Origin of the sequence: Nocardia amikacinitolerans NBRC 108937 (assembly GCF_001612615.1) — a bacterium.
Classification (GTDB): domain Bacteria; phylum Actinomycetota; class Actinomycetes; order Mycobacteriales; family Mycobacteriaceae; genus Nocardia; species Nocardia amikacinitolerans.
Genome location: NZ_BDAU01000009.1, coordinates 199,505 through 218,754, shown reverse-complemented (window position 1 = coordinate 218,754; position 19,250 = coordinate 199,505). Strand labels below are relative to the sequence as shown.

General features: G+C 70.2%; 20 protein-coding genes. 11 read left to right on the top strand and 9 right to left on the bottom strand.

The annotated features are described in order from the left end of the window. Positions 1-18 precede the first annotated feature (18 nt). The 6 genes from NAM01S_RS09095 to NAM01S_RS09070 all read left to right on the top strand — a co-directional run bounded on the left by NAM01S_RS09095 (position 19) and on the right by NAM01S_RS09070 (position 6,802). A complete protein-coding gene (locus NAM01S_RS09095; protein WP_084482743.1) occupies positions 19-894 on the top strand; it encodes a metal-dependent hydrolase in 876 nt (291 codons plus the stop codon). 47 nt (positions 895-941) lie between these two features. Next, complete coding sequence (locus tag NAM01S_RS09090; protein ID WP_067782290.1) at positions 942-1,961, top strand: PDR/VanB family oxidoreductase; 1,020 nt, start codon at positions 942-944, stop codon at positions 1,959-1,961. A 37-nt stretch (positions 1,962-1,998) separates the two neighbouring features. After that, complete coding sequence (locus NAM01S_RS09085) at positions 1,999-3,477, top strand: flavin-containing monooxygenase (protein WP_067782287.1); 1,479 nt, start codon at positions 1,999-2,001, stop codon at positions 3,475-3,477. Then, the gene (locus tag NAM01S_RS09080; protein WP_067782284.1) at positions 3,474-4,397 is read left to right on the top strand and encodes a short-chain dehydrogenase/reductase; all 924 of its coding nucleotides are present in this window, start codon (positions 3,474-3,476) and stop codon (positions 4,395-4,397) included. The genes NAM01S_RS09085 and NAM01S_RS09080 overlap by 4 nt, the downstream gene beginning before the upstream one ends. A gap of 171 nt (positions 4,398-4,568) precedes the next feature. Further along, on the top strand, positions 4,569-6,188 hold the full coding sequence (locus NAM01S_RS09075) for an FAD-binding oxidoreductase (protein WP_067782281.1): 1,620 nt from the start codon (positions 4,569-4,571) through the stop codon (positions 6,186-6,188). Beyond that, positions 6,185-6,802: a TetR/AcrR family transcriptional regulator gene (locus tag NAM01S_RS09070; protein WP_067782278.1), complete on the top strand. Its 618-nt coding sequence runs from the start codon at positions 6,185-6,187 to the stop codon at positions 6,800-6,802. The genes NAM01S_RS09075 and NAM01S_RS09070 overlap by 4 nt, the downstream gene beginning before the upstream one ends. A gap of 24 nt (positions 6,803-6,826) precedes the next feature. Here NAM01S_RS09070 and NAM01S_RS09065 read toward each other — a convergent pair whose 3' ends face one another. The 4 genes from NAM01S_RS09065 to NAM01S_RS09050 all read right to left on the bottom strand — a co-directional run bounded on the left by NAM01S_RS09065 (position 6,827) and on the right by NAM01S_RS09050 (position 8,503). Then, positions 6,827-7,087, bottom strand: a complete 261-nt coding sequence (locus tag NAM01S_RS09065; protein WP_067782726.1) for a DUF4235 domain-containing protein — start codon at positions 7,085-7,087, stop codon at positions 6,827-6,829. Further along, positions 7,084-7,524, bottom strand: a complete 441-nt coding sequence (locus NAM01S_RS09060) for a DUF3618 domain-containing protein (protein WP_067782275.1) — start codon at positions 7,522-7,524, stop codon at positions 7,084-7,086. The genes NAM01S_RS09065 and NAM01S_RS09060 overlap by 4 nt, the downstream gene beginning before the upstream one ends. Further along, a complete protein-coding gene (locus tag NAM01S_RS09055) occupies positions 7,521-7,958 on the bottom strand; it encodes a phage holin family protein (RefSeq protein WP_067782272.1) in 438 nt (145 codons plus the stop codon). The genes NAM01S_RS09060 and NAM01S_RS09055 overlap by 4 nt, the downstream gene beginning before the upstream one ends. A 119-nt stretch (positions 7,959-8,077) precedes the next feature. Then, positions 8,078-8,503, bottom strand: a complete 426-nt coding sequence (locus tag NAM01S_RS09050) for a DUF6010 family protein (protein ID WP_067782269.1) — start codon at positions 8,501-8,503, stop codon at positions 8,078-8,080. A gap of 188 nt (positions 8,504-8,691) precedes the next feature. On the opposite strand from NAM01S_RS09050, the gene NAM01S_RS09045 reads away from it, so the two are divergent. Next, positions 8,692-9,630 carry a GlxA family transcriptional regulator gene (locus tag NAM01S_RS09045; protein WP_067782266.1) on the top strand — a complete coding sequence of 313 codons (939 nt, stop codon included), beginning with the start codon at positions 8,692-8,694 and terminating at the stop codon, positions 9,628-9,630. Between the two features lie 51 nt (positions 9,631-9,681). Here the strand turns inward: NAM01S_RS09045 and NAM01S_RS09040 are convergent, their stop codons facing one another. After that, positions 9,682-10,224 (bottom strand): LppU/SCO3897 family protein, encoded by a 543-nt coding sequence (locus NAM01S_RS09040; RefSeq protein ID WP_067782263.1) that lies wholly within the window; start codon positions 10,222-10,224, stop codon positions 9,682-9,684. 244 nt (positions 10,225-10,468) lie between these two features. Between NAM01S_RS09040 and NAM01S_RS09035 the strand changes: the two genes are divergently transcribed. After that, positions 10,469-13,171, top strand: coding sequence for a helix-turn-helix transcriptional regulator (locus tag NAM01S_RS09035; RefSeq protein WP_067782260.1), 2,703 nt, complete (start codon positions 10,469-10,471; stop codon positions 13,169-13,171). A gap of 32 nt (positions 13,172-13,203) precedes the next feature. On the opposite strand, the gene NAM01S_RS09030 is transcribed toward NAM01S_RS09035, so the two are convergent. Next, positions 13,204-14,379: an FAD-dependent oxidoreductase gene (locus NAM01S_RS09030; protein ID WP_067782257.1), complete on the bottom strand. Its 1,176-nt coding sequence runs from the start codon at positions 14,377-14,379 to the stop codon at positions 13,204-13,206. Next, a complete protein-coding gene (locus NAM01S_RS09025) occupies positions 14,376-14,951 on the bottom strand; it encodes a TetR/AcrR family transcriptional regulator (RefSeq protein ID WP_253798511.1) in 576 nt (191 codons plus the stop codon). Before NAM01S_RS09025 ends, NAM01S_RS09030 begins: the two co-directional genes overlap by 4 nt. Positions 14,952-15,033: 82 nt before the next feature. Between NAM01S_RS09025 and NAM01S_RS09020 the strand changes: the two genes are divergently transcribed. The 3 genes from NAM01S_RS09020 (at position 15,034) to NAM01S_RS09010 (ending at position 18,004) form a co-directional block, all read left to right on the top strand. Continuing rightward, positions 15,034-15,894 (top strand): helix-turn-helix domain-containing protein, encoded by an 861-nt coding sequence (locus NAM01S_RS09020; protein WP_067782254.1) that lies wholly within the window; start codon positions 15,034-15,036, stop codon positions 15,892-15,894. An 83-nt stretch (positions 15,895-15,977) separates the two neighbouring features. Beyond that, positions 15,978-17,369: an APC family permease gene (locus tag NAM01S_RS09015; protein ID WP_067782720.1), complete on the top strand. Its 1,392-nt coding sequence runs from the start codon at positions 15,978-15,980 to the stop codon at positions 17,367-17,369. Positions 17,370-17,512: 143 nt separating this feature from the next. Beyond that, positions 17,513-18,004, top strand: a complete 492-nt coding sequence (locus tag NAM01S_RS09010) for an ImmA/IrrE family metallo-endopeptidase (RefSeq protein WP_067782251.1) — start codon at positions 17,513-17,515, stop codon at positions 18,002-18,004. 18 nt (positions 18,005-18,022) lie between these two features. Here the strand turns inward: NAM01S_RS09010 and NAM01S_RS09005 are convergent, their stop codons facing one another. Continuing rightward, positions 18,023-18,454, bottom strand: a complete 432-nt coding sequence (locus NAM01S_RS09005) for a DUF4254 domain-containing protein (RefSeq protein WP_253791630.1) — start codon at positions 18,452-18,454, stop codon at positions 18,023-18,025. Between the two features lie 126 nt (positions 18,455-18,580). Next, complete coding sequence (locus NAM01S_RS09000; RefSeq protein WP_253798583.1) at positions 18,581-19,174, bottom strand: P-loop nucleotide/nucleoside kinase family protein; 594 nt, start codon at positions 19,172-19,174, stop codon at positions 18,581-18,583. Positions 19,175-19,250 lie beyond the last annotated feature (76 nt).

The window sequence follows — 19,250 nt, the reverse complement described above, 5'->3', positions numbered from 1 at the left end:
AGACGCGAGGACGGCGGCATGACCACAACGGCGTACGAGGACCAAGCCCACGCGATTCACGCGCGCGACGTGCGGTTCGATTTCGATTCGGTCCCCATGCACTACATCCCCGGCGAGGTGATGGCGACCCACATCATCAACGTCATGCACCTGGTGTTGCCGGAGGGCGAGCGGGCCATGGCGCAGGCGCTGGCCGAGGCTTTGCCGCTCATCGACGACGAACGCCTGCGCGAGGAGGTGCAGGGCTTCATCGGCCAAGAGAACATGCACGCCAGCTCGCACGAGAAGGCGCGCAAGCACCTTGAGGCGATCGGGCTGGACGTGGCCCCGATGGTGGACACCGTGTCCTGGCTGGTGGACCGGGTGCTCGGCGATCACGGCCTCACCGGGCGCGCCAAGCACGAGTGGCTGTGCGAGCGGCTGGCACTGTTCGCGGGGATGGAGCACTACACCGCCGTCATCGGGGAATGGCTGCTGACCAACGACAAGCTCGAGGCCAAGCACATGCATCCGGCGATGCTGGATCTGATCCGCTGGCACGGCGCGGAGGAGGTGGAGCACCGCAGCGTGGTCTACGACGCGTACATGCACGTCGACGGCGGATATTTCCGCAAGGCGCGGACCAGCCTGCTGGCGAGCTTCGGCTTGCTCGCGCTGTTCGTCATCTCCGGCGGCTACCTGTTCCACAAGGATCCCGAGCCGGACAAAGGACGCCTCTGGCCGCTGCAACTGCTGAGCGCCTCTGCCCGCGGTGTGATTCCACGGTTCACCACCTTCGTCACGGAGATCCCTCGCTATCTGCGGCCGGGTTTCCATCCGTCCCAGCTCGGTCCGATGGACAACGCGATTCGCTACCTGGCGCAGTCGCCCGCGGCTCGCGCGGGTGAGGCGTGAGCGCCCTCGTGACCGGGAGTTATCGTCCGCCGCTCCCGGCGCGCGCCATGGCCGGGCTGCTCGACGCCTACAAGCGCGCCTTCACCGCCGAAGCGACGGCCGGGTTGTTGTCGCGACCGAATCCGGTGCGGCGCACGGGTTTCGACATGGAGCTGCGGATCGAGGCCCGCGTCGTCGAGGCCGAGGACGTGGTGAGTCTGTCGCTGCGGTCGCCCACCGGGGCCGAGCTGCCGACCTGGATTCCCGGCGCGCACATCGATGTCTTCCTGCCGTCCGGCCGTCAGCGTCAGTACTCGCTCACCGGCGATCCCGCGAGCCGGTTGCGGTACCGAATCGCGGTGCGCCGCATCGCCGATGGCGACGGCGGTTCCCGCGAGCTGCACGAGCTACGGGAAGGCGACCTGCTGCGGATACGTGGGCCACGCAACGCCTTCACCTTCATCGACGCGCCCGCGTACCTGTTCGTCGCGGGCGGTATCGGCATCACCCCGATCCTGCCGATGGTCACCGAGTGCGCGCACCGCGGTCTGCCGTGGCGTTTGATCTACCTCGGGCGATCGCGGGCGAGCATGCCGTTTCTCGGCGAGCTCGAACGCTGCCGCGGCGGCGACCTCGAAGTGCGGCCGGATGACGAGTTCGGCGTCCCCGATCTCGACGCCCTGATGACCGAGGCGCCGCGCGGTGCCGCCGTATATGTCTGCGGACCGCCGCCGCTGATGGAATCCGCGCGACGCGTGCTCTCCGCCACCGACCCGACCGCCTCGGTGCACACCGAACGGTTCTCGCCGCTGCCCGTCCAGGACGGCAGCCCGTTCCGAATCGCGTTGCGGCGCAGCGGGACAACCGTCGAGGTCGGCGCCGACGAATCCGCGCTGTCCGCCATCCGGCGAGTTCTGCCTGGCACGGCGTTCTCGTGCAGGCAGGGCTTCTGCGGCACCTGCAAGGCGCGGGTGCTCGGCGGCGAGATCGACCACCGCGACCGGCTGCTCACGGAATCCGAGCGCGATTCCACCATGCTCACCTGCGTTTCACGCGCACTCGGGGACGAACTCGTCCTCGATCTCTAACGGGCAACGGCGCCCGTTTCGGAAAGGAAGACCCTTCATGGCCGCACCCAGCGGAACAGGCCCCGAGCACCGCGCGATCGTCGTGATCGGCGCGGGCATCGCGGGCATCGGCCTCGCCGTCAAGCTGCGCGAAGCGGGCTTCGACGACTTCGTCCTGCTCGAGCGCGCGAGCGACCTCGGCGGCACCTGGCAGGCCAACACCTACCCGGGTTGCGCGTGCGACGTGCCCTCGCACCTGTATTCGTATTCGTTCGCGCCGAACCCGAACTGGTCGCGCACCTACGGGACCCAGCCGGAGATTCTCGCCTACCTCCGCTCGGTGGCCGAGCGGCACGATGTGGTGCGGCACATGCGATTCGACACCCCGCTGGTCCGCGCGCGATGGGACGAGGACGCGTTGCGCTGGCATATCGAGACGGAGCGGGGCGAGCTCACGGCCGACGTGCTGATCTCGGCGGTCGGCCCGTTCAGCGAGGCCAAGATCCCGGACTTCCCCGGGCTCGCCGATTTCGAAGGCGCGCAGTTCCATTCGCTGCACTGGGATCACGAGCACGATCTCACCGGCGAACGCGTCGCCGTGATCGGAACGGGCGCGTCCGCGGTGCAGTTCATTCCGGAGATCCAGCCGATCGTGCGGCGGCTCACGGTCTTCCAGCGCTCCGCGCCGTGGATCGTCTCCCGGATGGACCGGCGGACGCACGCCGTCGAGCGGGCGCTGCTGCGACGAATGCCGGTGCTCGGCAAGGCGATCCGCGGCGCGTACTTCGCCGGTATCGAGAGCTTCGGGCTGGTCGGTTTCGTGGATCGGCGGTTTCGGCATCCGTTCCAGGCGCTGTCACGGTGGCAGCTGCACCGGCAGGTCGGCGATCCCGCGCTGCGCGAGAAGCTGACTCCGGACTACATGATCGGCTGCAAGCGCGCCATCTTCTCCGACGCGTACTATCCGGCGCTCACCAGGGACAACGTGGAGGTGGTCACCGAGCGCACCGCGGAGATCCGGCCGCGGTCGATCGTCACCTACACGGGCGCGGAATACCCGGTCGACACCATCGTGTGGGGTACCGGTTTCGGTTCGCTGCCGCAGTTGTACGAGCGGATCATCGGCAAGGACGGGCGGTCGATCGCCGAGGCGTATCGGGAACGTCCCGGCAGCTATCTCGGGGCGGCCGCCGCCGGGTTCCCGAACATGTTCTGCACGCTCGGTCCGTTCGGCGCGGCCGGGAACCAGTCGGCCATCTACATGATCGAGGGGCAGATCGGTTACATCGTCGACGCGCTGAAGACGATGCGCGCCAAAGGTATCCGGCGCGTCGAGGTGCGTCCGGGCGTGCAGCGGTCCTTCCTGAACGAGATGGAGGAACGTAGCAGGGAGACCGTCTGGCTGAAGGGCGGCTGCGACAGCTACTACACCACCGCCGACGGCCGCAACGCCGGTCTGTATCCGGATTGGAGCTTCCACTACCGGCGCCGCGTCGCCGAATTCGACGCCGAATCCTACGAATCGAGCCTGCGATGAGCACCTTTCACACCGTGCGACAGCTGTTGCGCGCGGTTCCCGCAGCGCTGGTAGGCAGCCAGGGACAGTACGACGTCGCTGGCAAGGTCGTGGTGATCACCGGCGGCGCGACCGGGATCGGTTTCGCGCTCGCCAAGTTGCTCTGCGAACGGGGAGCGCGGCTCGCGGTGGTCGACATCGACGGTGCGGCGGCCACCGACGCGGCGGAACGGCTCGGCGGGGACGCGATCGGCGTGCGGGCCGACGTGGCGGATCGCGCGGACATGCGGGACGCGATCGGCCGGGTGCGCGAGCACTTCGGCGGCATCGACGTCGTCGTGGCCAACGCGGGCATCGTGCCGAAACCGTCGAGCATCCGGCTGATGGATCCGGCGAACTTCGACCGCGTCCTCGCCGTGAACCTGACCGGCGTCTTCAACACCGTCCAGCCGGCTCTCGACGACATCGTCGCCGCGCGCGGGCACGTGGTCGTCGTGTCGTCCTGCGCGGCGTTCGCGCCGGGGATGGGCGGCTCGCCGTACATGGTGAGCAAGGCGGGCGTCGAGCAGTTCGGCAGGGCGCTGCGTGTCGAGCTCGCCGCCTCGGGCGCGACCGCGGGCGTCGCCTATTTCGGCGTCGTCGAGACCGCGATGACCCATGACACGCTCGATGACGGCGACCTGGGCGCGGAACTGGGCGACCTGCTGCCGTGGCCGCTGAACAAGCGGATCAGCGCCGCCGACGCCGCCGCGTCCATCGCCGACGGCATCGCCCGGCGCGCGCCGCGCACGATCGCGCCCGCGGGCTGGGAGCCGTACGCCATGCTGCGCGGCGCGCTGAACGTGGTTCTCGACCAACAGCTGAGCACCGACGAGCGGGTGCGCTCGCTGACGAACCGCCTCGAACAGCGCATTCGGGCGGAGCGGGGCGGGGACACATAGGCGTACCTCCGCATTCGCTCCGGCCATGCGCGGACTGACGACGGACGACGTCCGACAGCACCCCTCATGCGTACCTCCGCATTCGCTCCGGCCAGGGTCGTTCAAGCAGCGGTTGTGAACTGACTCGCAGTTAATTTACTATCGAGTCAATTCGAGTCGAGAGGACGCGGGATGGCGACGCGATCGTGGTGGGGCTGGGGGAACGTGGCGGACGCCGTGACCGGCGAGGAGCGGGCGGCGCTGACGCGCCGGGTCGCGGCGCTGCTGCCCGGGGCGGACCTCACCGTGCACGAGGCGCCCGATCCGTCGTCGCTGGAGCTTCCGGCGCCGCGGGTGCGGGTGCCGGATACGTTGGCGCCCTTGGCATCCGATGATCCCGTCGACCGCGTGACGCACTCGCACGGGCAGGCATTCCGCGACGTGGTGCGCAGTCTGCTCGGCCGCGTCGATCACGTGGTCGATCAGGTCGTGCGCCCGCGCGCCGAGCAGGACGTAATCGACGTTCTCGACTGGTGCACCGACGCGGGGGTGGCGGCGATTCCGTTCGGCGGCGGGACGTCGGTGGTCGGCGGCGTCGAACCGCGTTGCGCCGCCGAATATCCCGCGACGGTGGCGGTGGATCTGAGCGGTCTGAACCAGGTGCTGGAGATCGACCACACGAGCCGAGCCGCGCGCATCCAGGCGGGCATTCTCGGACCCGCGTTGGAAGACGCTCTGCGCCACCACGATCTGACGCTGCGCCACTTCCCGCAGTCGTTCGAGTTCTCCAGCCTCGGCGGCTGGCTGGCCACCCGCGCGGGCGGGCACTACGCGACCGTCTACACCCACATCGACGACCTGGTCGAGTCGATGCGGGTCGTCACCCCGATCGGCGTCAGCGAATCGCGCAGACTGCCGGGATCGGGCGCGGGGCCATCGCCGGACCGCATGTTCCTGGGCTCCGAGGGCACGCTCGGCGTGATCACCGAGGCGTGGATGCGGTTGCAGGACCGGCCGCGCTGGCGGGCGGGCGCGGCGGTGGTCTTCGACGACTACGTCGCGGCCGTCGCCGCGACGCGGACCATCGCCCAATCCGGCTTGTTCCCGGCCAACTGCCGGTTGCTCGATCCGGTGGAGGCCTTCCTCAACGCCGGAACCAGTTCCGCGGGTGGGGTTCTGGTGCTCGGCTTCGAGTCGGCGGATCACCCCGTGGACGAGCCGATGCGGTGGGCGGTGCGGATCTGCCGCGACCACGGCGGCCGGTTCCCCGACGGGGTGCGCAGCACCGACGCGGCCGAACGGAAGGCGAGCGGCGGCGCGTCGGACACCTGGCGCTCCTCGTTCCTGCGGATGCCCTATCAGCGCGACGCGCTCGCCGCGCAGTCGATGATCGTGGAGACCTTCGAAACCGCCTGCACCTGGGACCGTTTCGATGATCTGCGGGCGGAGGTGCTGCGCGCGGCGACGTCGGCTTTCGAGACCGTCGGTGTGACGGGGGTGGTCACCTGCCGGTTCACCCACGTCTATCCCGACGGCCCCGCACCGTATTTCGGCATCTACGCCGCGGGCCGCTGGGGACGGACCGTGGAGCAGTGGGACGAGATCAAAGCGGCGGTCTCGGAGGCGCTGGCGAAGTCGGGCGGCACCATCACCCACCATCACGCGGTCGGCCGCGACCATCGGCCGTGGTACGACCGGCAGCGTCCGGATCCGTTCGCCGCCGCACTGCGCGCGGCGAAGTCGACGCTCGACCCCGCCGGGATTCTCAACCCCGGCGTGCTGATCGATCCGCTCGCGCGGGATGGCGCATGACGCTGGGCAAGGCGGGCACCAAAGGCGTGCCACGGGAACGGCGCGAGCAGCAGATCCTCGACATCGCCACCGTGGAGTTCGGCGACCGCGGCTACGCGAAGGCATCGGTCGCCGATATCGCGGCAGCGGCCGGTGTGTCGAAACCGTTGATCTACAACTACTTCGAATCCAGGGACGGTCTGCACGCCGCGTGCGTGCGCCGCGCGGGCGACGGGCTGGTCGCGGCGGTGTCGGCGGCACAGGCGGTTTCGGGCGCGGAGGGCAAGGCTCTTGCCACGCTGGCCGCCATCTTCACCGCGATCGACGGGCGGGTGCAGAACTGGAAGATCATCTACGACAGCACGTTGCCCGCCGACGGTCCGGCGGCCGAGTTGGCGCGCGGCTATCAGAAAGCCTTGAACGCCATGGGCGCCGAGGGTTCGGCACAGGTGCTCGCCGACGCCGCGGTGACCGACGCGGAGGATCACTCGCTGCTGCTGGCGATCTGGTTCAGCGTCGTGTCCACCGTCGTCGCCTGGTGGGGCGAGCATCCGCAGCACTCCCCCGACGAGATGACGGCGCGCTGCGTGCGCCTGTTCGAAGCCCTTCGCGCACCGGTGAATCCGCGCGGTTGACCCGCGCGGATTCACCCGGATTCGCTACTTGTCGGGCCAGGTGCCCGTCAGGCGCTGGTATCCCGTCGCGCCCGCGCGATCGACGGCGGCCTTCACCAAGCCGAAGATGGCGCCCTGCAACGCCGCGGCGACGAGCACTTCGCGCCAACCGTATTCGCGCGCCGTGGCGCTCGGCGCCTGCTCCTCGCCGCTGACCCGGCGCCACACCTGGGTGAACACCGCGTTGGCCGCGACGCCGCCGAGCACGCCGACGATCATGCCGAGGGGTTTGTACAGCGTCGTCATGCCCGCCTCCGCCGCATCCACCAGAACAACACCACCGCGCCGACAGCGGCCGCCGCGATCGGGGCGGGCCGCATGCGGGCCGCGCCGACCAGCTGCTTACCCCGGTGGATCACCGGTTCCTGCGCCTTGGCGGCGCGATCGACGAGGTGCCCGACCTGAGCGCGCGCCTGTTCCGCGGTGTCGCGCGCGTGATGCGTGGCCTCCGCGACGCGATGACGCGCGGCGTCTGCGGTCTCGTGCGCGTGCTGCTTGGCGTCCGCCACCCGATGACGCGCCGCGTCCGCGGTCTCGTGCGCCTTGTCCTCGACGCGGCCGGGGACGTCGAACTTGCCGGTCAGCTCCGCGACCGTCTCGCCGAGTTGCCGCCGCGCCTGGTCTCGATCCTTGCGCAGAGCGTCGGATCCGTTCGGAATGTTCGGTCGTCCGACATCGCTCATCGTCGGCTCCTCTTCTTGACGGCTTCGACATCGTCGCGGACGCCTTCGATGGCCTCGCTCGGCACCGGCGGCGACGCCTCGGTGACGGCCTTCTTGCCGACCAATGCCAGCACACCGCCGAGGGCGAGCAATGCCACGCCGACGATCAGTGCCGCCGCCCAATCCGGCAGCGGAATCGCCAACGCCAGCACCGCGGCCGCGATCAACGCCGCGCCGCCGTAGAACGCCAGCAGACTGCCCGCGCCCGCGAGGCCGGCGCCCTTGGCGATGCCCTTCGTCTTGTCCTGCATCTCCAGCCGGGCCAATTGCATCTCGTCGCGAACCAGCCGCGTGAGCTGTGTGGTCGCGTCGTCGACGAGTTCGGCGACCGAACGCGTATCCGACGCGGGTCGCGCTGGCGTCGCGGCGGGCCGCGCGTCTGTCGTATGGGCCATGTGCCTCTCACCTCCCGTTCGGTGGCCGGTTACCCGGCGAAACCCGGGCGAAACGGGCGGGCCACCGGTTCGAGGCAGGCCACCACAGGCGCTCGGCTCCCCCGATACGGGCGCCGGTGCTACGCCGCGCGCATCGGCTCGCGCGAGACGAGTGCGCGAAGTCGGCTACGGCCCCAGGCGATTACATCGGGCCCGCCGCGCAGGCACCAGAGGGCGATGACGGGGTCGCACAGCGCGCAGCCGAGGGACGAGCCGTGCAGGAAGGGGATGATCGGATTGCCCTCGAGGTGGTGCAGCAAGTCCCATGCGGTGTGCAGCAACCAGGCGATGCCGATGAACGTCCACGACCGCACACCGCGGTAAGCGCAGTAGGTGACGACCGCCGTGAACGCGAACTCCCACGCGGCGAATCCACCACCGCTGAGATACGCCGCGCCCGCGCCCGCGACCATGATGGCGTTGAAGTGGCGGCGATGGGGTTCACGGATCAGGGACATCAGCGTGATGTAGACGATGCCGACGAGCAGCGGGGCAAAGTAGGTCATGGCGGGACGACTCCTGGAGGATGCAAACGAAATCGCCATCGAAGTTAAGCAACCGATCCCGCGCCGCCCAGTGGCATTCATGCCACACATCAACGGAAAATCGCCACTAGTTGAATCCACTCCATATTTCGGCGTTCGCCCATGTCGGTGCCGGTGGCGTGAAGCCGTTGCCCGGTTAGGTTGTAGCCATGCATGTGGTCGCCGTTCTCGCCCTGGACCGGGTGATCCCCTTCGATCTGTCCACACCGATCGAGGTCTTCACCAGGACGCGCCTCCCGGACGGCCGCCCCGCGTATCAGGTCCGCGTCTGCGCCGAGCGGCCCGAGGTCGACGCGGGCGCGTTCACCCTGCGGGCTCCGTGGGGGCTGGACGGGTTGTCCGGAGCCGACACCGTGATCGTTCCCGGCGTCGCCGACCCCACCGCGCCGCTGGCGCCCGCGATCGCCGACGCCGTGCGGGACGCGGCCGCCGCGGGTACCCGGATCGCTTCCATCTGCACGGGCACCTTCCCGCTCGCCGCCACCGGATTGCTGAGCGGGCTGCGGGCCACCACCCATTGGCTCGCCGCCGACACGCTCGCGGCGAGCCACCCCGACATCACGGTCGATCCCGATGTCCTCTATGTCGACAACGGCCAGATCCTCACCTCCGCGGGCGCGGCCGCCGGGCTCGACCTGTGTCTGCACCTGATCCGTCGCGACTACGGTTCGGCCGTCGCCGCCGATGCGGCACGGCTGTCGGTCATGCCGCTGGAGCGCGAAGGCGGGCAGGCCCAGTTCATCATTCAGTCGTTTCCGCCCGCACCCCGCGGCTCGGCATTGGAACCGCTGCTGATGTGGTTGCAGGACAACCTCTCTCGCAACCTCACCCTCGCCGACATCGCCGCCGAGGCCGGAACGAGCACCCGCACGCTACTGCGGCAGTTCCGCGAGCAGACCGGCACCACCCCGCTGCGATGGCTGCACCGCGCCCGTGTGCACCGGGCACAGCACCTGCTGGAAACCACCGACCACACCGTCGAACGCATCGGCGCCCAGGTTGGTTTCGGCTCGCCCACAGCCTTCCGCGACCGCTTCAAGCGCACCGCGGGCGTCAGTCCGGATACCTACCGGCGCACCTTTCGCTGAAGAAAGAAAGCGGCCGCACCGGAGGTGGTGCGGCCGACCGGGATGGGCGGGTCAGCTCTTCGGGCTGCCGAGGCAGAAGGTGGTCTTGGGCTCGGTCAGGGTGAGGAACTTGTCGGCATCCTCCCCGCACAGCTGCTCGTCGGCCTGGCCGTCGATGCGCTGGACGACCTTGAAGCTGGCCTCCGCCGCCGTGCAGGCCACGTACTTGTAGCCGGTCAGCATGCTCTCGTTGTAGCAGAGACCCTGCTTGAAGTTCGGCGCCAGGCACAGGAACGCGGTGGTGCCGCCATTGAGGGTCTCCTCGTAAGAGGTGTAGTCCGCATGGCATTCGGTCTTCTCTTCCAAGACCTGCACGACCTTGTACACGGCCTGGTCCGAGGAGCAGTCCACCGGCTCGGTCTTGGAGTCGATCATCGATCCCTCGATGACGTTGATGCAGTCACCCACGTTCGCGCGGGCGGTGTCGGATTTCCCGGCATCCTGGACCATGTCGGCGCCCTTCTCGACCGCCGAACAGCCGAGCGCGCCCAACGCGGCCACGGTGGCGAGCACCAGCGGCAGCCGCGTGCGGATGCCAGAACCAACGAATCTCATTCGTGTCACTTTCTCGTCGATGCGAAGGCGGCCGACCGGAGTACCCCTCGTCGCGCCGAACTCCGGCCGTCGCCGTGCCCTTCGGCGCATCCCCCGGAGGGTCGCGATCGGCCTCGAACACCAAACCGCACAATCGCGCGGGCAGCATCCGGGAAAACACGGGATTCCCCCGTGGCGGCACGGCACCGGTTAAGCTCGCCCGGGGTTGTTTCGCGGCAGGTTTGCCGGAAGTCGGCGGAGGATCATGGTCGAGCGCGCATTCGTGGGACGCCGCGCCGAGCTCGCCGCCCTGGACGACGCCCTGGAATCGCCCGATGGGCCGTGGGTTCTGCTGGTCGACGGTCAGGCCGGTATCGGCAAATCCCGGTTGCTCGCGGCGCTGGCCCCGGCCGCAGCGCGCCGCGGCCTGCGGGTGCTTTCGGTGACCGCCACCGAGGACGAGCAGCCGCAACCCTCGCACGTCATCCACGATGTGCTGGAACGGCTCGCCGACGCGGGTGCGGAGGTGACCGACGTGCCGTCCGACGGCGACGGCAACCGGCTGGGCCGGGCGTTGCGCAGGCACCTCGCGGCGACCGGCACGCTGCTCGTCGTCGACGACGCGCACTGGCTGGACGCCGAATCCGTCCGCACGTTGACCTACCTCGTCCGCAACCGCCCCGCGCCGACCTTCCGCCTCCTGCTCGCCTATCGCTCCGGCCAGTGCCCGGTGGCGCTCACCCGCGTGCTGACCGCGACCGGCGCCGCGACCCGGACGGTGCGGGTGCCGCCGTTCACCGGCGCCGATGTCGCCGCCCTCCTGCCGAACACGACCGCCGCGCGCCGCGATCGGCTGCTCGCGGCCTCCCGCGGCAACCCGCTCTACCTGCTGTTGCTCGCCGACCTGCCGGATCACGAAGTGGAGCGGGCGGTCAGCGGCGAGGACCCGGCCGAGGGCGACTACCCCGGTCTGGATCGCACGCTGCGCGCCGAACTCGCGCAGCTGCCGGATCGGGAACGACTCGTCGCGCAGGCCATCGCGTTGTGCGGCGCGCATGCCGATCTCGAGATGCTCTGCGCCACATCCGAATTGCCGATCGAAGCGGTCACCGCCGCGCTCGACGAGCTGAGCATGCGCGCGCTGGTCGAGGTCGCTGGGTCGTCGGTGACGTTCGGGCATCCGCTGATCCGCACGGCCGCGCATCGGCTGGCCGGCGCGGGTTGGCGGGCCGCCGCGCACCGCAGGGCGGCCACGCTGCTCCGGCAACGGGGCGCGGCCCTGCCCGCGCTGGCCCGCCACCTCGAACTCGGCCTGCTCGGCACCGATCCGGTCGCGGCCGCGGAGCTGAAAGGCGCGGCGGCGCAGGTATTGCCGAGTTCGCCGGCCACCAGCGCACGGTGGATCGCCGCGGCGCTGCGCGCGACACCGGGCGGGCAGCCCGAACCCCCGGAGGACAGGCTGCTGCTCGGACGCGCGCTCCTGCTGTCCGGCGCGGGCGCGCGGGCCCGCGAGGCACTCGAGCCGCTGATCGCACGGCCCGGCGCGTATCGACTGGAGGCGCTGCTGCTTTCGGCGCGCTGCGAACGCATGCTCGGCCGGGTCGATCGCGCGCGGGCGCTGCTCGCCGCCGCCGCGGACCTGCCGCTGCTGCCCGGCGACGGACCCGTTCAGCTGGAACTGGCCATCTTGGAGTTGCAGGACGGCCAGGACGCCGAGGGGCACGCGCGGCTGGACGCGCTGTTCGCCTCCGACGCCATCGCCGATCCCGCCGTGCGCGCGTCCGCGACCGCGTTGCGCTGCCTCGGCGCGGTAGCCGAGCCGCGCATCGATTCCGCGCGTGCCGGTTTCGAGCAGGCCGACCTCGAGTTCGAGCGTCTCGACGACGACCGGCTGCGCGAAGTGGTGCACGCGACGCCCGCCCTTGGCTGGGCGGCGTACTTCCTCGACACGCACGCGCGGGGTTTGGCGCAGCTGGACCGCGCGGTGGGGGTCAGCCGCCGCTTCGGGCGCAGCTACGCGCTGGCCGAATTGCACACGGTGCGCGCCTACTGCCTGATGAAGCTGGGCCGCGTCGGCGAAGCGCTGGCCGCCGCCGAGGACGCCGACGACCTGGCGCGGCAGTTCGGCTACGGCGATCTGATCCCGTTCGCAGGCGCGCTGAAACTCCGTGCGCTGCAACTGGTCACGGCGCGCGAGGACGTGCTCCCGCAGTGGGCGGCGCTGAACGAGCAGCCGCGACCGGTGATGCGCTGGTGGCGGCAGGTGGTGGAGACGACACTGCACGAAGTCGGGGTTCGGCTCGGTGTGATCGAACCCGGTCTACCGCCCCTGACCGACAACCGGCCGGGCCCGATGCAGCCGACGCAGCTGGCGCGGTACGCGAATCTGGCGCTGGCCGACGGGGATCACGCCGCGGCGGGCGAGCTCGTCACCCGTGCCGAGGCGGCGGCCGCCCGCCTCGGCCTGCCGAGCCAGCTGGCGGCCGCTTCGCTGGCTCGCGCCGAATACTGCTGCGCTATAGACGATCTCGAGTCGGCGGAGGCCGCTGCCATGGCCTGCGTCGAATGGTTCGATCAGGCCGATATGCCGGTCGACCGCGCGCGAGCGGTGCTGCTCGGTGCCCAGATCGCTTGGCAGCGAGGCGATTTCGCGCTCGCGACCCAGCGACTGGTCCGCGCCAGGGAGACGTTCGCGGCCGCGGGCGCGACCCAGCTCGTGGCCGCCACGACCTCGCTGCAGCGCCGCTTGGCCGGTGGCCGCGCCCCCGGCGGTGCGACGGCGCTGACGGCGCGCGAACGCGAAGTCGCCGAGTTGGCCGCACGCGGCCACCCGAACAAGGAGATCGCGCACCGGCTGTATCTCAGCCCGCGCACCGTCGAGGACCACCTCGGTCGCATCCTGCGCAAGCTCGAACTGAGCGGCCGGGCGGGCATCGCGCACAAGCTCGGCGAGCTGGACCGTGGCTAGCCGATCGAGGTGATCCCCACGGCCGCAGCCACTTACGGCCGGACTACCGCCGAGGCGCCGGATCGCAGCGCGGCGGTCGCTCCGCGCGCGGCGAGCAGGGCGCTGTTGATCGAGATCTCGGCGCGCATGCCGGGGGCCGCCACCATGTCGCCCGCGAGGTAGACGTCGCCGCCCCGATCGACGGCGGGACGGTCGCGCCAGGTGTAGCCGGGCAAATCCACTGCGCCCGTGCGGTTCTTGGCGGTGGCGGTGCGCTGGAAGGTGGTGCGGTCGCGCCAACCCGGCACGCACAGGTCGGCGAAGTCCTGCAACCGCCGGTGCGCGTCGCGCGGGGATTCGCCCTCGCGCACCGGCATCTGCAGCTGGAACAGCGACTCCCCCGCGGGAGCGATCGTGTCGTCCTGCATGGTGTAGCTCTCGTGGAAGCCGGCCGCGTCGAGGTCGAAAACGAGCGAGCGGTCGCGGCGGTCGGCGGTGACGGCGATGTCGAGCAACGCGCAGTAGCCACTGGGCCAGGTCAGGCTGTCGTCGCCGAGCAGCGCGCGGGCCGCGTGCACGTCGGTGGCCACGATCACCGGCCCGTCCGTCGGCAATTCGTCCACCCGCGAACCGGTTTCGACGACGACGCCGAGCTCCGCCGCGCGCGCCGCCATCCGGTCGACCACGCGCCGCCAGCCGCCCTTCACCCAGCGCACGGCCGGGATGGGCGCGCTGAACACCCGTTGGAACAGCTCCCACACGAACGCGGCCGAAAGGCGGCCGGTGTCGGCGTCGTAGGTGACCACGCTGATCGCGTTCGCCATCCGCTCCGCCGTCGCCGCACCCCAGCGGCCCGCCGCCCAGGTACGGAAGTCGACGTCCACGGGCGCGGTGAGATCGAGCCGCGCCTGGGCGCGCAGCATCCGAACGGGCGGAAGTCGCCGGAGGCGGCCGTCGACACGGAAACCCAGCTTCGTCGCGTCCGCGAGCGAGGGCCAGCCGAGGTCGGCCACGAAGCCGCGCTTCTTCAACCACGTGTAGTGCGGTCCGTCGGCGTAGAACACGTGCGCGCCCTCGTGCGCGACGTACGGCGCGGCCGTCGCCCGCGCGCGCCCGCCGAGCGTCCGGTGCGCCTCGTGCAGCCGGACCGGCACGCCTGCCTCGGCGCAGGCGATGGCCGCGGTGAGACCCGCCAAGCCGCCGCCGATGACGGTGATGTGTGTGTTCACGGTGCTTCCTCTCCTCGGTGGCCCGCCCGGTCCAGCCGGGCGGCGACCAGCTCCGCGGTGGCACGCAGATAGCGGTCCGCGTCGACGGACGCCGGGTGCTCGCCGTCGAAGATGTCGGTGATCAGCCAGAAGTGCGCGAGGGCGCCGACCAGTACCGCGGCCGTTGCCGTCCAGTCCTGCTCGCCGCCACCGGGTCCGGCCAGTTGCGCAAGCGCTCGCGTCACCACCGACATCACCACGCCGTACTCCTCGCGCTGGAACACCTCGAGCACCCCGGGATCGATGGAGTTGTCGCGCAACAGGATCCGGGTCACGTCGCGATCGTGGTCGAGGCGCTGTAGACCGACGTGGCACAGCGCGACGAGTCGATCGACGTCCGTCCCGCCCGGCATCGCCGCGTCGAGCAGCGCGACGAACGAGAACTCCGGATCGAGGAACGCCTCCCATTCCGCGCGATCGGTCAGCCGGGTGCGGACCGCCTCGACCAGCAGCGCGTCCTTGGATCGGAAGTGCCGGTACAGCGCCCCCGATCCGCCGGAAAGCCCTGCGGCCTGCGAGCGGGCGCCGCGCAACCCCCGATCGCGCCGAAAACGCCCGAAAACACGGAGAACACGACGGTAGGCTGAGGCGCTGTCACCACGAAAGGATTGCGGTATGGCGGGCAAGCGCACGGTTCTCACCGCCGGCCTGCGCCGACTCGCGGCGCTGCTGACCGAGATGCGCGACACGGTCGGGCTCAGCAAGGAGGAAGTCAGCACCCGCACGGGGATCAATGTGACGACGCTGTACCGGATCGAACAGGCCCAGGCCCGTCCGCAGCGCCGAACGCTGAACACGCTGCTCGACATCTACGAAGTCGATCCCGACCGGCGCAAATACGCGCTCGAGCTGCTGTCGGACGCGCAGAAGCCCGGCATGTCCCGGCCGTGGGAGGCCAATCTCACCGAGGTGTACGCGGCCTACATCAACTTCGAATCCGAGGCGCTGTCCGCCCGCCACTACCAAACCTCTTACATCCCAGGCCTTTTGCAGACGGAGCAGTACGCGGCCGCGGTGATCGACACGTCCATGCCGAAGGTCGAGACCGCGATCATGGAAAGCCGCGTCCACGCCCGGCTGAACCGGGCGGCGGTGCTCGACAAAGACAAGCCGCTCGAACTGTGGGTGGTGCTGGACGAGGCGGCGATCCGCCGGGAGGTCGGCGGCCACCACACCATGCGCGGGCAGCTGGAGAAACTGCTGCTGGAGAGCAAACGGAAAAACGTGATCTTGCAGATCCTTCCGTTCAACGCGGGCGCGCATCCCGGCATGGCGGGCTCGTTCACGCTGCTCGACTTCCAGAATCCCGACGACAACGAACTCGTGTACGTGGAGGGCATCGCGGGCGACACACTCGTGGAGGGCCACAACGAGGTCCGCCGCTTCGGGGTGATCTTCGATCAGCTCCGGGCGATGGCGCTGAGCCCGCGCGATTCGGTCGCGTTGATCGAGGAGATCGCCGCCGGGATGAGCTAGCGTTCTCCGGTGTTCCGGCGACTGTGGGGCCGGAAGAATGGGTACTCCAGGATCCCATCCGCAACCGCGCACAGGAGTCCACGATGGCCGACGTGTCCGCCGAACCCGCCAAGCCCGAACCCAGTCTGAACCGGGTGATGGGGCCGGGGCTGCTGCTGTTGTTCGTCGTCGGCGACATTCTCGGCACCGGCATCTACGCGCTCACCGGGCGGGTCGCCGCCGAGGTGGGCGGGGCGGTGTGGGTGCCGTTCGTCGTCGCGTTCCTCGTCGCGCTGGTCACCGGCTTCAGCTATCTCGAGCTCGTCACCAAGTACCCGCACGCCGCGGGCGCGGCGCTGTACACGCACAAGGCGTTCGGCATCCACTTCTTCACCTTCATGGTCGCGTTCGCGGTGCTGAGCTCCGGCATCACCTCGGCGGCCACCGCCTCGCGCGCGTTCGCGGCGAACTTCGCCGAGGCCTTCGATTTCGAAGTCGGCACCGGCATCGCGATCACCGCCGTCGCGCTGGCGTTCATGGCCGTGATCGCGGCCATCAACCTGCGCGGCGTCAGCGAGGGCGTCAAGCTGAACGTGCTGCTCACCTGCGTGGAGCTGACCGGCCTGCTGATCGTCATCGCGATCGGGCTGTGGGCGCTCGGCTTCGGCAACGGCGATTTCGGCCGCATCACCGAATTCGAGACCGGCGACCGCAGCGCGCTCGGCGGCGTGATCGTCGCGACCACGCTGGCCTTCTACGCGATGGTGGGTTTCGAGGACTCGGTGAACATGGCCGAGGAGTGCAAGGAACCGAACCGGATCTTCCCCAAGGTGCTGCTGACCGGCTTGCTCATCACCGGGACGATCTACGTCCTCGTCTCGATCACCTCGGTCGCGCTGGTGCCCACCGAGCAACTCGGCGAAGGCGACACCCCGCTGCTTCAGGTGGTCGAGGTCGGTGCGCCCGGATTCCCGACGCACGTCTTCGCGTTCATCACCATGTTCGCCGTCGCCAACTCGGCGCTGATCAACATGCTGATGGCGAGCAGGCTGCTCTACGGCATGGCGCGGCAAGCCGTCGTGCCGCACGCGTTCGGCAAGGTGCACGTCCGGCGACGGACGCCGCAGGTCGCGATCGTCTTCACCACGCTGCTGGCGCTCGGCCTGATCGCGTTCGTCGGCGAGGTACCCGAACTCGGCGGCACCACCGCGCTGCTGCTGCTGGCGGTGTTCACGGTGGTGAACGTCGCGGTGCTGGTGCTGCGCCGGGATCCGGTCGAGCACAAGCATTTCCGGACGCCGACCTTCCTGCCCGTGGTGGGTGCGCTGTCCTGCGGATTCCTAGTCACGCCGTTCACCGACCGCAACCCCGATCAGTACCTGATCGCGGGCGTGCTGCTCGCCATCGGCGTCGCACTGTGGCTGCTGAACCAGCTGGCGATCCGCTCCCAGCGCAGGACGCCGCCGACCACCGCCGCGCCGACTCAGGAAGCCTGATCCGCGACCGCGTACACCCCTGTTCGCGCAGGTAGCCGCGCTGGCAGCGCGTGCGGAACCCGGTCGGCCACAATCGATCACGGCCGCCATGTGACCGATCACCGGGATGACGCGGCGCGGCGGTGTCGGTAGAGTGAGCGCCGATGACCAGCATGGAAGCCCGTTTCGGCGACGCTAACCGGACGGTGCCGCTGCCCAGTCCGTGGAACCTCAACGCCTACCTGGCCGACGTGGCTGCGCATCGCGGGCGCTCCATCTCGCTGCGACCGGTGCCCGCCGATATGCTCGCCGAAAACGGTTGTCGCGGCAAAGGTCTGTGGGTCGCCCGCAAGCACGACGACATCATCGTGTACGACGCCGAGGCCACCGAGCGCAACGCCGACCACATCATCCTGCACGAGATCGGGCACATGTTGCTCGGACACGGCAGGGACGACTCCGAGGACGCCGCACCGCTGTCGCCGAAGCTGGCCGCGCTGCTGCCCTCGATGGCGGCGCAGCATGTGCTGGGACGCAACGAGTTCGGCGCGGAGCGCGAGCAAGAGGCGGAGGTGTTCGCCGATATGACGATGGTGTACGCGACGCTGCCGCAGCGGCGCGGGCGCGGGTTCCGGCTCTTCGGGCGCGGGCGCTGAGTTTTTCGGGCGCGGACGCTAAACGCCGTCCGACACCCGGCGCGTTCCCGCTTGCAGCGCGTCCACCAGATCCTGATAGACGTCGGCGAGTTCGACGACCTGCGTCCACGCGTCGTAGGACACCGGATCCGGCGCCGCCGGCGGTACCCAGGCCTGCGTGGTGAGCTGGGCCAGCCGGTCCACGATCCGCCCGACCGTCTCGCTGTGGGCGTGCGCCGCACCGCCCGGCACGGGCGTCGCCAGCGTCATCCACCGGTCGATGGCGCGGACCAGCTGGACGCGCCGCCGGTCCAGCTTCGGCACCTCGCGGGCGGGCGTGCGCTCCCGTAGCGCGTGCAGCCGCGCCAGCTCGCCCGCCGCATCGAGCATCGGGTGGTCGTCGTGCGGAAAGCCGCGGCAGGCCGCGACCAGCTGCTCCTTGCCCGGCACCATCCAGTTGTCGGTCGTCACATCGCACCGCCTCCCCGCGCCACCATGATTCCGGAGCCGCGCCGCGGCGGGAAGCGGACAAGCGGTCCACCCGCCCTGCCAGGCACATCTGAGGTGTACCACCCCGCGGCCGAATCCCGCGGCGCTTCACCGGATATCGATGATCCGCGCATCCTTCGCGAAAGCGGCGATCTCGTCCAGCCCGGGCAGGTACTCGCCCGTCGTGTCCACCTCGAGGGCGGGCCCCTCCAGCCGCACCCGCTGGAACGCGTCGTGCCGGGCGGCGAGCGCCGCCGGATCAGGTGCGCCCGGCGCGGAATGCACCCGCCGCAGCGGCTCGTCGAGCCTGCGGCGGGCGATGCGATCCACCGCCACATCCCGGTCCACGACGCAGTGCACGAACCGGAGATCGGCCAGCGCGGCCAGCGGCTCGAGCCCCGGCCGCCACAGGCGATCTTGGAAAGCCGCCTCGGCCACCGTGTCGACGCCCGCGCGCGCCAATACCGCGAGCACCTCGAAGAAGGTGTCGAGGGTACGCAGCGCTAGCTCGTCCTCCGGCGCTGGCTCGAACGCGGGATCGGCGTGCGCCATCCCCTGTTTGATCTCGTCACGGCTGATCACCGGCCAGCCGACGGCGCGGCCGAGCGCGTGCGCCAAGGTCGTCTTCCCCGAGCCCGGCGGTCCGCTGACGACGACCAACCGCGGTCGTCGGACGGCGTGGCCGCGCATGTCTGTGTCCATCACACGGTCCGAGGTTACGCACCGAGGCCGGTGCGCGAGATGGCGAGCGCACGCGGCCGCGCGGCGCCCTCCCGAA

Coding starts and splice junctions, on each gene's coding strand:
- NAM01S_RS09010 (WP_067782251.1), top strand. CDS start 17,513: ATGACCAGCATGGAAGCCCGTTTCGGCGACGCTAACCGGACGGTGCCG.
- NAM01S_RS09055 (WP_067782272.1), bottom strand. CDS start 7,958: ATGGCCCATACGACAGACGCGCGGCCCGCCGCGACGCCAGCGCGACCC.
- NAM01S_RS09085 (WP_067782287.1), top strand. CDS start 1,999: ATGGCCGCACCCAGCGGAACAGGCCCCGAGCACCGCGCGATCGTCGTG.
- NAM01S_RS09075 (WP_067782281.1), top strand. CDS start 4,569: ATGGCGACGCGATCGTGGTGGGGCTGGGGGAACGTGGCGGACGCCGTG.
- NAM01S_RS09020 (WP_067782254.1), top strand. CDS start 15,034: ATGGCGGGCAAGCGCACGGTTCTCACCGCCGGCCTGCGCCGACTCGCG.
- NAM01S_RS09095 (WP_084482743.1), top strand. CDS start 19: ATGACCACAACGGCGTACGAGGACCAAGCCCACGCGATTCACGCGCGC.
- NAM01S_RS09045 (WP_067782266.1), top strand. CDS start 8,692: ATGCATGTGGTCGCCGTTCTCGCCCTGGACCGGGTGATCCCCTTCGAT.
- NAM01S_RS09070 (WP_067782278.1), top strand. CDS start 6,185: ATGACGCTGGGCAAGGCGGGCACCAAAGGCGTGCCACGGGAACGGCGC.
- NAM01S_RS09090 (WP_067782290.1), top strand. CDS start 942: ATGGCCGGGCTGCTCGACGCCTACAAGCGCGCCTTCACCGCCGAAGCG.
- NAM01S_RS09000 (WP_253798583.1), bottom strand. CDS start 19,174: ATGGACACAGACATGCGCGGCCACGCCGTCCGACGACCGCGGTTGGTC.
- NAM01S_RS09080 (WP_067782284.1), top strand. CDS start 3,474: ATGAGCACCTTTCACACCGTGCGACAGCTGTTGCGCGCGGTTCCCGCA.
- NAM01S_RS09060 (WP_067782275.1), bottom strand. CDS start 7,524: ATGAGCGATGTCGGACGACCGAACATTCCGAACGGATCCGACGCTCTG.
- NAM01S_RS09050 (WP_067782269.1), bottom strand. CDS start 8,503: ATGACCTACTTTGCCCCGCTGCTCGTCGGCATCGTCTACATCACGCTG.
- NAM01S_RS09035 (WP_067782260.1), top strand. CDS start 10,469: ATGGTCGAGCGCGCATTCGTGGGACGCCGCGCCGAGCTCGCCGCCCTG.
- NAM01S_RS09065 (WP_067782726.1), bottom strand. CDS start 7,087: ATGACGACGCTGTACAAACCCCTCGGCATGATCGTCGGCGTGCTCGGC.
- NAM01S_RS09040 (WP_067782263.1), bottom strand. CDS start 10,224: ATGAGATTCGTTGGTTCTGGCATCCGCACGCGGCTGCCGCTGGTGCTC.
- NAM01S_RS09015 (WP_067782720.1), top strand. CDS start 15,978: ATGGCCGACGTGTCCGCCGAACCCGCCAAGCCCGAACCCAGTCTGAAC.